Genomic DNA, 14063 nt, shown 5'->3' on the forward strand with positions numbered 1-14063 from the left:
AAAGTGTTCGGATCCAATAATTTCCAGGAGGGTGTTCAATGGCGAGCACATCATCGGCGACCAAGACCGCAGCTGCAGAATCGAGATCGGCAGGCGGTGATCGATCCGGTGACCCGGCGCTCGAACTGGTCGCCGAATTGGCCGCAGCGGGCCAGCGACTCGTCTTCCGTCAGGGTGACAACCAGAACAGTGACGATCTGACTTGCGTGGTGCTGTGGCCGTCCGGAGAGCCCTCCCTCTCCGATCTGTGCGAGAACTTCGAGTCTCTCGGACTCCGAGTTTCGACGCACCGCCCGCTTCCGACCGTTCTGGGTTCGGCGCATTACTTCACCTTCGAGCCGAGCACCTTCGACGGCAGTGCGCTGGAGAAGATGGCGGACGCCTTCGAAGCCGTCATCGCCGGACAGACCCGGATGGACGCGTTCTCCAGTCTGATCGGACGAGCAGACATCACCTGGCGCGATGCAGAGTTGCTGCGCGCTGCGTGCCGTTTCCTCGCTCAGGCTCGTATCGGTTTGTCCGAGAGCTACATCGTCGGAGTGTTGGCAGCGAAGCCACTCTTCGTACGGCAGGCGATCGAACTTTTCACCGCGCGTTTCGACCCCGCCGTGGCGGGTGTGCGTGAGACAGCTGTGGCTACCGCAACGGCAGCCATCGACGAATCAGTCGACGGTGCAGACACTCTCGACGAGGACCGTGTTCTGCGCGGCGTGCGTTCGTTCCTGCAGGCGACTCTGCGCACCAACTGGTACCTGCGCGGTGAGAGTGGCGAACCGCTGCCGTACGCGTCGTTCAAGATCGACTCGCAGTTGCTCTCCACTCCGCAGAAGACCGTTCCCTTCCGCGAGATCTACGTCAGCGCACCCAATGTCGAAGGCGTGCATCTGCGTAGTTCCTCCGTCGCCCGTGGTGGCCTGCGTTGGTCGGATCGATACGAGGACTTCCGCACCGAGGCTCTGAGTCTCATGAAGACCCAGAGCGTGAAGAATTCGCCGATCGTTCCTTCGGGAGCCAAGGGCGCGTTCGTGGTTCGAGGCACGTCGTCACCGACTCCGGCGCAGGTGCAGGAGTCGTACAGCACCTTCATTCGCGGCCTGCTGGACGTGGTGGACAACATCGTCGACGGCGCAGCAGTACATCCGGCCGAAGTGATCGAGTACGACGGTGAGGACTCCTACCTCGTCGTGGCTGCCGACAAGGGGACAGCACGGTTCTCCGACGTCGCGAACGGCATCGCCGTCGAGCGTGGTTTCTGGCTCGGCGACGCTTTCGCTTCCGGCGGTTCGGCCGGCTACGACCACAAGGCGATGGGCATCACCGCTCGCGGCGCCTGGGTAGCGGTACGACGCCACTTCGCCGAGCGCGACCTCGACGTCGACACCGATCCCTTCACTGTCGCGGGCATCGGTGACATGTCCGGCGACGTGTTCGGTAACGGAATGCTGCTCTCGCGCAAGATCCGTCTGGTCGCGGCATTCGATCACCGCCACATCTTCATCGACCCGACCCCCGACACCGAGACGACGTTCGCCGAACGCGCTCGACTCTTCACCGTGCCGCGCTCGTCCTGGGACGACTTCGACCGCACCGTGATGTCGCCGGGTGGTGGCGTCTGGCCGCGCAGCGCGAAGTCGATCCGCCTTCCGCTCGAGGCGCGTGCGGCCCTCGGAATCACCGAGGAGAAGCTGACCCCGCAGGAACTCATCCGAGCGATCCTGTGCGCTCCGGTGGACCTGTTGTGGAACGGCGGCGTCGGTACCTACGTGAAGGCATCGACCGAAAGCAACGTCGACGCGGCCGATCCGTCCAACGACGCAGTTCGCGTCAGCGCGGACGAGTTGCGTGCGACGGTGGTGGGTGAGGGCGGCAACCTCGGTTTCACCCAGCGTGCTCGCATCGAATATGCCGCTGGCGGTGGCCGAATCAACGCCGACTTCATCGACAACGCCGCCGGCGTTGCTACCTCGGACCGTGAAGTCAACATCAAGATCGCACTCGCAGAGTTGGACGCGACTGCGCGCAACGAGCTGCTCGCGGCGGCGCAGGACGAGGTGGCCGCATCAGTACTCGAGGCCAGTGAAGATCAGACCCTCGCGATCAGCCTGGCCGAGCACCGAGCTCCCGCACTGCTCGATCAGCACGAGCGGTTGATCGAGAACCTGGTCTCGGCGGGTGCCATGAAGCGACTGGAAGAATCTCTGCCCGACGCCAAGGCGCTGGCGGTCAGGGCGCGTGCCGGTCAGGGTCTGCTTCGACCGGAACTTGCTGTGCTGGTGGCGCAGTCGAAGAACGTGCTGACAGCGGAATTGGGGGCCTCGACCGTCCCGGACAATCAGATTTTCGCCGGTCGCCTTACCGAATACTTCCCGCTCTCCGTCGTCGAGGCCGCACCGGACGCAGTTCGTGCACACCGGTTGGGTCGCGACATCATCATCACCTCGGTGGTCGACGAACTGGTCAACCGCGTCGGCCCCGGCGTGCTGTTCCGGCTCGAGGAACATCTCGGAGTTCGCAGTCCGGAAGCGGCTCTCGCTTACGCTGTGGTCAGCGAAGTGCTTGGTACCGAGGACCTTCGACGCGAAATCCTGAACTCGGATCGCAGTGCCACCGAGCAGTTGAAGGCTCTCGATCGTTTGCAGCAGTTGTTGGAATCCGAGATGAGCTGGGTGTTGCGCCGCCCGGGCGCTGCCGGCCGCTTCACCGTGAACCCGCGCGCCGACATCGATCGATGGGCAGCTCCGGTGCGAGCTCTCACCGAAGGTTTGTCGGCCGGCGACCGTATCGAGGCGTCCTTCGGAGCGCTCGCTCTGGCGGACATTGCCTTGCAGGAGAATACGACGGTCGCGGCCGCTGCCGCGATCTACCGGGAACTCTCCGACGCTCTCGACCTGGGTGATGTTCTCGGAGGCGTCGACGTTGCCGTCGGTGCCTCGCATTGGGAGGTCATGGGAAGCGCCGCCGTGCATGCCAGGTTGACGGCGCGTTTCGCGGATCTCGTGTCCGGAGCGCTCGGTGAAGGTGTTCCGGACGTAGTCGAGTTGTGGACGGCCGCCAATCCGCAAGCGGTGCGCCGGTTCACGGCTTTGATGTCGAGCGTGAGCCGCAGCGGCGCGCTGGACACGGCACGACTGTGCACGGTCGACGCCGAACTCGAACTGCTCGTTCGCGGTGCGTCCAGCTTCGCTTCGGTGCACGCTGCGGAGCGCTCAGCGGCCCTCCCAGGCGAGTAGTGAGAGCAGCAGTTCAGCTCTGACCCTGGCCTGACCGAGGTCGCATTGCAGCAGTTCTTCTATGCGCGCGATGCGACCTCGGAGGGTGTGCCGGTGAACACCGAGTTCGGCTGCCGCCGACTCCCATTGGCCGTTCGCCTCGAGATAGGCGCGCAACGACGCGACCAGTGCGGTCCCGTGTGCCTGGTCGTGTTCGGTCAACACCGGGATGGTGTCCGCAGCCATGGCGATCAGGGCCTCGCGGGCAGGCTCGGACGCCAGAATTGTCGACCCGCTCAGAGCGTCGAACTCGAGAATGCGCGCCGTGGCCGTCGTGAGGTTGGCCGCGGCGCGGGCCTGGACGAGTGCGCGGGGTGCGTCGAGAAGGCGGTGAGGGGTGCTGATTCCGGCACGCACAGCTTTCGCTTCGGTGGGGGAGAGCTGCGCCAGTAGCGTTTTGGCCGTGTCGATCGTGTCGGTTCCGCGAAGGAGTACGGTCAGCGCGCCGTCCTCGGATTGTGCGAACAGTGGCCGACCTGCCCGGGCGAGAGCGTTGTCGAGTTCGCGAAGGACGGGGCCGAGTCCGGATCCGCGAACGTGGACGAGGCGAACGTTGCCGTGTGTGTCGCTCGCTTCGTCCAGGTACGACGGCACACCGTCCTCGGGGATTCGGCCGTCGAGCAGAAGCCCGAAAGCCATGGCATTGAGTCGGGTTCGCTCGGCCCGCAGGCGAACCGGCTTCTCGAGTTCGAGGGTGAGCAACGAGACGGCATGTCCGAGCAGCACCCTGTCGATGTTGCTCAGGGGCCCGGCTCCCGCCATGGCGAGGTAGCCGTGCCAACTGTCGGTCACTCCGACCGGTGACAGCGTCAGCGTCCGCTCGGGTGTGCTCTGCGAGATCGACGCCGGAGAGTTGGGATCGCGGGTGGTGGCCGCGACCGCACGAACCTCGGTGATCAACGACTTCTGGTTTGCCGGATGCACCGCGGTGATCCGATCACCGACAAACGCCACCGAAGTTTTTGTGGCCGTGGCCAGTTCACGCACGATCGCCGACACGCCACCACGCAGTGCAACGCGGGTGATGCGTGTCTGTACTTCTGCGGCGCGCAGGACCGATTCGTATTCCTGCTGGCTCAGGCGAGTCATCACCGCGCGCGTGACCGCCGCGAACGGGGTCGTGAACGGCACTTCCAGCAGGGGGAGTCCGCGACCGCGGGCGGCGGCAATCAGGTCTGCGGGCACACTCTCGTGGGAAAGGCCGGTCCCGAAACCCAGAGCCGATACTTCTGCGGCGGCCAGACGGTCGATGTACTCGCTGTAGTCGGTGGCGTCGGCGCCCACCAGTGCCAGCCCGGTGGTGAGCACCAACTCACCGCCGGAAAGCCACGGTGTGGGGTCCGTCAGCTCTGTGGCCTGCGCAAACGTGACGGGATGGGTGGCGGCTGCTCGGTCGGTGAGCAGGGCCAGCGAGAGGTGTTTCTGGCGCAAGAGCCACGAGATCGGAACCGTCACCTGATCAAGGCTAGCTGTCGTTGCCGATATGGAGTAGCCCGGAAGCTCCGGGTATCCATTTCGGCAGTGCTGGCCGTGCTTCGCGCGTCGCATACTCGAATGCAATACACAACCGAGAGGGTGGTCACATGAGTGCAATCGAATACCGGCTTCCGCAGGAGCGTCGCATCGTCACGGAGTTCCCGGGCCCGCGCTCGGCTGCGCTCGCCGAACGCCGTAAGAAGGTCGTCGGCGCCGGCGTCGCATCCACCCTTCCGGTCTACGTCGCCGACGCAGACGGTGGAGTCATCGTCGACGTCGACGGCAATTCGCTGATCGACCTCGGTGCCGGTATCGCGGTGACCAGCGTCGGCGCTTCCAACCCTGCCGTCGTGTCCGCAGTTCAGGATCAGGTCGCACACTTCACCCACACCTGTTTCATGGTTGCTCCGTACGAGGGCTACGTCGAGGTTGCCGAGCGTCTCGCCGAACTCACCCCCGGTGACCACGAGAAGCGTTCCGTGCTGTTCAACTCCGGCGCAGAAGCTGTCGAGAACGCAGTCAAGATCGCCCGTCACGCAACCGGTCGCGACGCAGTCGTCGTCTTCGACCACGCGTACCACGGCCGCACCAACCTCACGATGGCACTGACCTCGAAGTCCATGCCGTACAAGAGCGGCTTCGGTCCGTTCGCCCCCGAGGTCTACCGCGTCCCGATGTCCTACCCGTACCGCGAGGGCCTCAATGTCGACGGCTCCAAGATCACCGGTGAGCAGGCCGCACAGCGCGCCATCACGATGATCGAGAAGCAGGTCGGCGCTGCCAACACGGCCGCCATCCTCATCGAGCCCATTCAGGGTGAGGGTGGATTCATCGTTCCCGCAGAAGGATTCCTCCCGACGCTCGTCGCGTGGGCCAAGGAGAACGGCGTCGTCTTCATCGCCGACGAGGTTCAGGCAGGCTTCGCTCGTACCGGCGCCTGGTTCGCCAGCGATCACGAGGGCATCGTGCCCGACCTGGTCACGCTCGCCAAGGGCATCGCAGGCGGCATGCCGCTCGCCGCTGTCACGGGCCGCGCCGAGCTCATCGACGCCGTCCACCCCGGCGGCCTCGGTGGCACCTACGGCGGTAACCCCGTCGCCTGCGCCGCTGCATTGGCGTCCATCGACCAGATGCGTGAGCTCGACCTCTGTGGCCGCGCACGCACCATCGAGTCGACCGTTGTCGGCCGAATGAACGCACTGGCAAAGGAACTCGACGTCATCGGTGACGTTCGCGGCCGCGGCGCCATGCTCGCCATCGAGCTGGTCAAGCCCGGTGGGCAGGAGCCGGACGCAGACATCACCAAGAAGATCGCCGCCGAATGCCTCGCTGCCGGCGTCGTGATCCTCACCTGCGGTACCTACGGCAACGTCATCCGTCTGCTCCCGCCGCTGGTCATCTCCGAAGAGCTGCTCGACGACGCGTTGACCGTCCTCGAGACCGCCATCCGCACTGCAGCACAGGGGAACTGACATGTCCAACGTCTCGGATCTTCTCGACTCGGTCCCCAAGGGTCTCTGGCTCGGCGGAAAGCTCGTCCCGGCCGAGAAGACCTTTGCGGTCTACAACCCGGCAACGGGTGAGGAGCTCGCCCAGGTAGCCGACGCCACCGCTGCCGACGGTATCCGCGCGCTCGACCTCGCCGCTGCGGCGCAGGAAGACTGGGCGGCCACTCCGGCACGTGTACGCGGCGAGATCCTGCGCACCGCCTTCGAATTGCTGCATGCCCGCGCCGAGGACTTCGCGCTGATGATGACCCTGGAAATGGGTAAGTCGTTGGCAGAGAGCCGTGGTGAGGTCAACTACGGTGGCGAATTCCTGCGCTGGTTCAGCGAGGAAGCAGTTCGCATCGGTGGACGTTTCACGCAGGCTCCTGCCGGTAACGGTCGCATCCTGGTCACCAAGGAAGCCGTCGGACCGGTTCTCGCGATCACGCCGTGGAACTTCCCGCTCGCGATGGGCACGCGCAAGATCGGGCCGGCGCTGGCTGCCGGTTGCACCATCATCGTCAAGCCCGCCGAGGACACGCCGCTGACCATGCAGCTCCTCGGTCAGGTGTTCGCCGACGCCGGTCTGCCCGACGGTGTGCTCTCGATCCTCCCGACGTCCGATGCGGCCTCCATCAGCGGACCGCTCATGGAGGATTCGCGTCTGCGCAAGGTCACCTTCACCGGCTCCACCGGCGTCGGAAAGCTGTTGGTGCGCAACGCCGCTGACAAGCTGCTCCGCACGTCGATGGAACTCGGCGGCAATGCGCCGTTCATCGTCTTCGACGACGCCGACATCGACGCAGCTGTCGACGGCGCCATGCTGGCGAAGATGCGCAACGGCGGCGAGGCCTGCACCGCGGCCAACCGCATCTACGTCGCCAACTCCGTCCGCGAGGAGTTCACCGACAAGTTCACCGCCAAGGTTGCGGCCTTGAAGGTGGGCGCCGGTGACGCCGAGGGCACCAACATCGGCCCGCTGATCAACACCAAGCAGCTCGCAACCGTCACCGGACTCGTCGACGACGCCGTGTCCAAGGGTGCTCGCGTTCGCACCGGTGGATCGGCACCCGAAGGCCCCGGCTTCTTCTTCACCCCGACCGTTCTGGACCAGGTGCCCGCCGATGCGCGCCTGCTGAAGGAAGAGATCTTCGGACCCGTTGCGGCAGTAGTCGGTTTCGACACCGAAGACGAAGCGATCGCGGCGGCGAACAACACCGAGTACGGCCTCGTGGCGTACTTCTACACCCGCGACATCGACCGTGCGATGCGCGTTTCGGCCAAGCTGGACACCGGCATGGTCGGCGTCAACCGCGGCGCGATCTCCGATGCTGCGGCGCCGTTCGGTGGCGTCAAGGAATCGGGCTTCGGTCGTGAAGGCGGAACCGAGGGTATCGACGAGTATCTCGATACCAAGTACGTAGCGCTTTAACTTGCTGTGCGCCTTTATTAACCGCGGGCGGTTAATAAAGGCGCACAGTTGTCTACTGACCTAACGGAGTGGGGCGGTAGTACTTGCCCTCGTGGTAGAGCAGGGGTGCGGCAGCGGATTCGTCGTCCTCTTCGGCGTGAACCCGCGTGACGAGTCCGATGACCAGAGTGTGATCTCCGACGGGGATCAGCTGGTCGACCTTGACGCGCATCCAACTGGGGGTGCCGTGCAGAACCGGCTCCCCGGTGTCCAGTACCGCCCACAGCGACTCGTCTGCAAAACGTTGATCTGCACTTCGCGCAAAGCGCTGGGCCAGATGTTGCTGATGCTCGCCGAGAAGATGGATCACCAAGGACTCGGCGGCCTTGAGTGCGTTGATGCTCGACGACGTCTCCGCGATGTTGAACGAAACGAGCGGCGGCTCGAGGGAGACGGACGAGAACGAGGTGGCGGTGAAACCCACCGGGCCGGTACCCGAATCGAGGGTCACGACGGTGACACCTGCGGGGTGGCGGCGAAGCGCTGCGCGGTAGTCGCCGGCGCAGATGCCGGTGGACAACTCGGGCGTCGCCGCTACTTCGGGGACGTCGGGGGTGGTGTGGCTGGAAACGGCATTCGGCTTGTCAGACAACGGGAACTCTCCGGCTGGAACTCGAGGTGTGCGGTGTGGTCGAGGTGACTGCGCTCGGCGTACACAGACATGCGTCGGTGCGGCACAGATCTACGTGTCGTCGACGCCAGTGGTTACCGGCCGGGGTCCTGGTTGCAGTGCACATGGTGCGTCCAACTATAGGTGGACGCACGTCTGAGTGGGTTCGGACCGGGTTGGCTGAAGCGCGTCAGTCCATGTCGACGGCGAGGCCGGCGGTGATTCGGAGGAGCTCGGAGTACGTCGTGCGAAAGACCGTGTTCGGGTGCCCGGCGGCCGCCCACAACTCGGGGTACTGCTCGAGGGCGGTATCGATGTAGGTGGGCAGGTTGGTGGGATGCCCGAGTGGCGCGACCCCACCGATCGGCTGACCTGTCGCCGACTTCGCCATTTCCAGCGGCGCCCGCGTGAGCTTGCCTTCGAGGCGTTCTCCGGTTGCTTTCAGGTTGACCTGATGTGCGCCCGACACCAGCAGCAGGACCGGGTCGTCGTCGAGAAGGAACACGAGCGACTTGGTGATCGCGCCTACCTCCACCCCGACGGCCGCCGCTGCCTCGGCCGCGGTGTGCGTGGCTTCGGGCTGCGTGACGATGACGCCGTGGTGACCCCGCGAGATCAGTGTTTCGGCGACGTGCGAGGCGTTGGGGTGGAGGAGGCTCGTCATGAGTTCAGACTAGGACTAGTCGGCGTTCGCCACAGCTGGAGTCGGCGTCGTGTCGGTGGACTTTCGGTTACGACGGATCGTGAAGCCGAACAGCATGACCGCACCGATCAGCGCGTACAGGAAGAGCGTCAGAGCAGGCTGGCCGACGCCGACGTTGTTGAAGTAGACGATGCTTCGCACGCCTTCGGTTCCGGCGCCGGGTGTGATCCATCGGCCGATGGCGGCATAGAACGACGGAATCACGTTGGAGCCGAATGCGCCTCCCGCACTGGGATTGCCGAGGATCACGAAGACGGCGATGGCCAGCGGGACTGCCAGAACGCCGATGGCGGCGCGCAATCCGAGCGTGAACATGGCGGTGCCGAACACCACGGCTGTTCCCAGGATCCAGAGCGGGAACCAGTGGCCGGCGAAAGTTCCGAGCACGTGCGAGGTGATGAGGGCGCCGAGGGCTCCCGAGATGATCGAGTAGATCGCGATCACGCCCGTGTGTGCGCCGGCCTGGCGGAGGGTCTTCGGCGCACCGATGAACAGTCCGATGGCTGCCGCGAGGAGATAGCCGCCGACGACCCAGCCGACCGAGAGGTAGAAGCCGGAGAGGCCGCGGTTGTCGTGCGCTCCGACGGGGATCTCGTCGCGGACGACGAACTGTCGGTCCTGCGTCGCCTCGACCTTCGTGAACACCGCTTCGAGTGACGACGCGATGGAGCTGCCGCCCGCGCTCGCGGTGATCAGGGTGTCCGGTCCGGCCGGATTGATGACAAACGCGCCCTGGATCTCGCGGTCGTTGATCATGCGTCGAGCGGTCGCCGTGCTGTCGACCACCTGAGCGTCGAGCGGGCTGCCGTCGATGGCGTTGAGTTTGTCGGCGATCTGCTGGTCCATACCGTCGGGTGTGCCCTGATCGGCGATGACCGCGATTTCGATGTCTCGCGGAGTGGGCTGATGGAAGGCGGCGACGTAGCTGAGGATGAAGCCCATCTGCAGCAGGAGCACGCCGACGAACAGCGCGGCCATCACCTTGGGTGCGCCGTACTTCACGAGCAGATTGTCGTGGTGGTGTTCGTCGTGGGTGGAGCTGTTGTCTGGTGCGGCGTGTGCCGGATGCGTAGTGGTCACGAAAGAGTCCTGATCTTGTCGAAAGTAAAGAGCTTGTCAATACCCGAGGTATTGAATACTCTAGGTATCGTGACTGAATCTCGTCAACCGGACTGGACGCCGGTAACCCGCCCCGGACGCGACGTGGTGCGGCAAAGACTGCTCGACGCTGCGGCGGAAGAGTTTGCGGAGCGCGGATTCAGTGCTGCACGTCTCACTGAAGTTGCTCGCCGAGCGGGCTTCACCAAGGGGGCTGTCTACTCCAACTTCGAGTCGAAACAGGATCTGTTCGCAGAACTGTTCGCGCAACGGTCTCTGGAACTGGCCGGCCGTGTGCTCGCCGAGATCGCCGGGATGAACCCGGCCGATGCGGCGGGCAAAGGTGGCGAGGCCATTGCGACGTGGATGGTCGACGACCCGGGGTGGTCACTGCTCGTCCTCGAATTCGGAGTGCTCGCCGGGCGTGATCCGCAGATCGCTCAGGCGTACTTACGTGAGCGCCGCCACTTGCGCAGCCAACTCGTGGAGTTGATCGGCGAACGTGCCCGTGAATGGGGAGTGGACGATTCCTTCGATGTGCGGACCACCGCAATCTCGTTGATGGCCTTGATATCCGGGCTCGTTCTCGAACACTCGGTGGATCCGGAAGAAGTTGATCAGAGCGTCATGGGTGCCGCCGTGACGGCACTCTTCGCCGGTGCCGTCGCACGGGCAGGATTGCCCGCAGTCTGAGTTGCTCGGTTGACAGGCAACAGATTTGAGAACTACCCTCGGGGTGCAGTACCTCGTTAGGTGAGGCTTCTGCACGAACACAGGCCACTGATCTCACGACGTCGAGAGACGCCCAAGGTTAGGACAGATCTCCCCGGCTTAAGGGGTGATCCAAAGTGGCTTCCCGGATTCGATCGGGACACGTCGTGCAGTGCCAAAACTCGGACGTGGAGGTGTTTTCGCAGCTTGATGCCGGTTTCTTCCGGCGAAGGCGAGAGTACGTCGATATTCGGTTCTCCTGACGTGTGCTGTGCGCACACAATTGTGGCGTCATCGGACGCCCTAACTTTCAGGAGGTGACCATCGTGGACGACCCGCCGAGTCGATATTCGACCCATCCTTCTGTTCTTGCCGACGATGCTCACCCCGGTCTTTTGCTCTTCAGTCACTGACTCTGTGCATCCTCGGTTTCATCTGCGCGGCTCGCCGCGTCCGCTGACGACTTCCATTGTCGCTCAGCGCATTCTGCTGCCCTCATGTACTGGCATGGTCAGGCGTGTTCGGGCAGCCGAGGAGATTCGTCATGTCATTTTCCGTTCTCGCATTGCGGCCACGGCCCACGAGAAACAGCGCACAACAAGCACATTCAACGGTCCTGGCCAAGGAAAGCGCACAGGAATTGGTCGACTACTCGGCTTCGGACACGCGCACCGTTCTCGCAGATCTGACCACGACGGCCAACGGCCTTCGCGACGATCAGATCGACGATCTTCGTCGGCAACACGGGCGCAACGATGTCCGCCACGACCGCCCGGCACCGGCGATCGTGCAGTTCGCGCAAGCCTTCAAGAATCCGTTCATCCTGATCCTGGTGTTCCTCGCCCTGATCATGGTGGGGACCGACGTGGTCTGGGCGGACCCCGAGGACGGTCCCTCCTACGAGGGCATCATCACTCTCGGGTTGATGATCTTTGTCAGTGTCTCACTGAGGTTCTGGCAGGAATACCGTTCGAGTCGCGCCGCCGAGGCGCTCAAGGCGATGGTCACGACGACCGTCGCGGCCACCCGCAAGATCAACAACACCGTGGTCACGGCGGAGATTCCGATCGAGCAACTACTGCCAGGTGACGTGGTCCAGCTTGCCGCCGGGGACATGATCCCGGCCGATGTCCGCATCATTCGGGCCAAGGATCTACAGGTCAATCAGTCCATGCTCAGCGGTGAATCGATGCCGGCCGAGAAGTCGGCGGAACCGTCGTCGGGAATCGACGTCGATCGGCTGCTCGAAGCCGAGAACATCGGGTTCATGGGTACTTCCGTCGTGTCGGGCAGCGGCACCGCCGTCGCGGTGCACACGGGCAAGCGGACCTACTTCGGTGCCATGACAGCACAATTGGCCTCCAAGCGACCCGAAACCAGCTTCGACGTCGGGGTGCGCAGCGTCAGCTACCTGCTGATCAAGTTCATGCTGATCATGGTTCCCGCGGTGTTCGTCATCAACGGACTGACCAAGGACTGGAGCCAAGCACTACTCTTCGGCGTCGCAACCGCAGTGGGGTTGACTCCGGAAATGTTGCCGCTCATCGTGACTGCGAACCTGGCCAAGGGTGCGCTTCACATGTCGCGCAAGAAGGTGATCGTCAAGCAGATCAACGCGATTCAGAACTTCGGCGCCATGGACGTTCTGTGCACGGACAAGACCGGAACTCTCACCGAGGACCGCATCGTTCTCGGTGAACATCTCGATACTGCCGGACGCAAGTCCGAGGACGTGTTGCGGCTCGCGGCAGTCAATTCCGTGAATCAGACCGGATTGCGCAGTCTTCTCGACGACGCGGTGATCGAGGCCGCCGGTCCCGAAGTGATCGAGGAGATCTCGCGTCGGCACGGGTTGGTGGACGAGATTCCCTTCGACTTCAAGCGTCGTCGGCTCTCGGTGGTGGTCGATCACGGTGACGCCGATCTGATCGTCACCAAAGGTGCAGTGGAAGAGCTTCTTTCGGTCTGTGAATCGGTTGAACTGGACGGGGTGACCCACCAGTTGACGCCGGGATGGCTGGCCCGAGTCGACCGACTGGTCGCGGAACTGAACGGTCAGGGTAAGCGAGTGCTTGCGGTGGCGACCAAGGTCGTTGTCGACGAACAGCGACGCGAGTACTCAACTGCCGATGAAGAGGGCATGACCCTGGTCGGGTTGCTGGCCTTCCTCGACCCGCCGAAGGAATCTGCGGCCGGGGCGATCGAAGCTCTCGCGAGTCACGGCGTCGCCGTGAAGGTGGTGACGGGTGACAACGAACTGGTCGCCGAAACCGTCTGCGGCAAAGTCGGTATCGACGTGGGAACTGTTGTGTCCGGCGCCGAGATCGAAGCGTTGAGCGACGACGCCCTCGACGAGTTGGTGCAACGGACAACCGTCTTCGCGAAGACGGATCCGATGCAGAAGGCACGCATTGTCGAATCGCTGCGGCGGGTCGGCCACACGGTTGGTTTCCTCGGTGACGGTGTCAACGACGCACCCGCACTTCGGGCCGCGGACGTCGGGATCTCCGTCGACACAGCGGCGGACATCGCCCGCGAATCCGCGGACATCATCTTGCTGGAGAAGGACCTCGGCGTACTCGAACAAGGAGTCATCGAAGGGCGTCGCACCTTCGGAAACATCCAGAAGTACATCAAGATGACTGCGTCGTCGAACTTCGGGAACGTCTTCTCGGTGCTCGTCGCCAGTGCGTTGCTGCCGTTCATCCCCATGATTCCCGTAGTTCTGTTGTTGCAGAACCTGATCTACGATCTCTCGATGCTCACGATCCCGTGGGACCGTGTCGACGACGACTTCCTCGCGAAGCCACGCAAGTGGGAGACCAAGAGCCTTCGTCGGTTCATGGTGTTCATCGGCCCGATCAGTTCGATCTTCGACATCTCGACCTTCGCGCTGATGTGGTTCGTGTTCGCCGCCAACTCTCCCGAGCATGCGGCATTGTTCCAATCGGGTTGGTTCATCGAGTCGTTGATCTCACAGACGCTGATCGTTCACATGATCCGCACCCGCAAGATCCCGTTCATCCAGTCGCGTGCTTCGCTACCGGTACTGCTTAGCACGGGTGCCGCCTGCGTCTTCGCGCTGGCGTTCCCGTTCACGTCCTGGGGTCATTCCCTCGGGTTGGTTTCACTGCCGTGGAACTACTTCCCGTGGCTGGTCCTCACTCTCGCGGCATACTGCGTCGTCACGCAGGTGGCCAAGGGAATGTTCATCCGTCGATTCGCGACCTGGCTCTAG

9 protein-coding genes and 1 riboswitch are annotated in these 14063 nt (G+C 63.7%); of the genes, 5 read left to right on the top strand and 4 right to left on the bottom strand.

Annotated features, from left to right (window positions below; all coding sequences use genetic code 11):
- Positions 1-38 precede the first annotated feature (38 nt).
- Positions 39-3230: an NAD-glutamate dehydrogenase domain-containing protein gene (locus tag I7X09_RS26495; RefSeq protein ID WP_200314464.1), complete on the top strand. Its 3192-nt coding sequence runs from the start codon at positions 39-41 to the stop codon at positions 3228-3230.
- Here the strand turns inward: I7X09_RS26495 and I7X09_RS26500 are convergent.
- Positions 3207-4724, bottom strand: a complete 1518-nt coding sequence (locus I7X09_RS26500; protein ID WP_200314466.1) for a PucR family transcriptional regulator — start codon at positions 4722-4724, stop codon at positions 3207-3209. The two genes, I7X09_RS26495 and I7X09_RS26500, sit on opposite strands and share 24 nt — an antisense overlap.
- 128 nt (positions 4725-4852) lie before the next feature.
- Between I7X09_RS26500 and gabT the strand changes: the two genes are divergently transcribed.
- Complete coding sequence (gene gabT, locus I7X09_RS26505) at positions 4853-6217, top strand: 4-aminobutyrate--2-oxoglutarate transaminase (protein WP_007727077.1); 1365 nt, start codon at positions 4853-4855, stop codon at positions 6215-6217.
- A 1-nt stretch (position 6218) separates the two neighbouring features.
- Positions 6219-7664 (top strand): NAD-dependent succinate-semialdehyde dehydrogenase, encoded by a 1446-nt coding sequence (locus tag I7X09_RS26510; RefSeq protein ID WP_095970785.1) that lies wholly within the window; start codon positions 6219-6221, stop codon positions 7662-7664.
- A 52-nt stretch (positions 7665-7716) separates the two neighbouring features.
- Here the strand turns inward: I7X09_RS26510 and dszD are convergent, their stop codons facing one another.
- The 3 genes from dszD to I7X09_RS26525 all read right to left on the bottom strand — a co-directional run bounded on the left by dszD (position 7717) and on the right by I7X09_RS26525 (position 10096).
- Positions 7717-8295 (bottom strand): NADH:FMN oxidoreductase DszD, encoded by a 579-nt coding sequence (dszD, locus tag I7X09_RS26515; protein ID WP_003941189.1) that lies wholly within the window; start codon positions 8293-8295, stop codon positions 7717-7719.
- Positions 8296-8503: 208 nt separating this feature from the next.
- A complete protein-coding gene (locus I7X09_RS26520; RefSeq protein ID WP_019746727.1) occupies positions 8504-8977 on the bottom strand; it encodes a YbaK/EbsC family protein in 474 nt (157 codons plus the stop codon).
- A 15-nt stretch (positions 8978-8992) separates the two neighbouring features.
- Positions 8993-10096 carry a hypothetical protein gene (locus I7X09_RS26525; RefSeq protein ID WP_200314468.1) on the bottom strand — a complete coding sequence of 368 codons (1104 nt, stop codon included), beginning with the start codon at positions 10094-10096 and terminating at the stop codon, positions 8993-8995.
- A 126-nt stretch (positions 10097-10222) separates the two neighbouring features.
- Between I7X09_RS26525 and I7X09_RS26530 the strand changes: the two genes are divergently transcribed.
- Positions 10223-10807, top strand: a complete 585-nt coding sequence (locus I7X09_RS26530; RefSeq protein WP_029254386.1) for a TetR/AcrR family transcriptional regulator — start codon at positions 10223-10225, stop codon at positions 10805-10807.
- Positions 10808-10852: 45 nt separating this feature from the next.
- Positions 10853-11026, top strand: a riboswitch (M-box (ykoK) riboswitch).
- 343 nt (positions 11027-11369) lie between these two features.
- Complete coding sequence (gene mgtA / locus I7X09_RS26535; protein WP_200314469.1) at positions 11370-14063, top strand: magnesium-translocating P-type ATPase; 2694 nt, start codon at positions 11370-11372, stop codon at positions 14061-14063.

The sequence above is a fragment of the Rhodococcus sp. P-2 genome, from assembly GCF_016598535.1.
GTDB classification, from domain to species: domain Bacteria; phylum Actinomycetota; class Actinomycetes; order Mycobacteriales; family Mycobacteriaceae; genus Rhodococcus_F; species Rhodococcus_F baikonurensis.